Origin of the sequence: Shewanella sp. SG41-4, assembly GCF_014164505.1 — a bacterium.
GTDB lineage: Bacteria > Pseudomonadota > Gammaproteobacteria > Enterobacterales > Shewanellaceae > Shewanella.
In genome coordinates this window covers 1-208 of the sequence record NZ_JACJFI010000805.1, presented here as the reverse complement: position 1 = coordinate 208, position 208 = coordinate 1, and the positions used below count along the sequence as shown (strand labels likewise).

Annotated in this window: 1 protein-coding gene; it reads left to right on the top strand. The window is 53.4% G+C overall.

Annotated features, from left to right (window positions below; genetic code table 11):
- A partial coding sequence (locus H5202_RS23895) for a hypothetical protein (protein WP_220494012.1) occupies positions 1–208 on the top strand: 208 nt, incomplete at both ends.

Sequence of the window (208 nt, the reverse complement as noted above, 5' to 3'; positions counted from 1 at the left end):
CTGCTACACCAGCTGCCAGTGAACAAGGCCAGAGTAATGCCAGCGTAGCTTCGGCTCAAGTAGCAAGCAATGGGACTCAAGGTAATGACGCTGCTACACCAGCTGCCAGTGAACAAGGTCAGAGTAATGCCAGCGTAACTTCGGCTCAAGTAGCAAGCAATGGGACTCAAGGCAATGACGCTGCTACACCAGCTGCCAGTGAACAAGG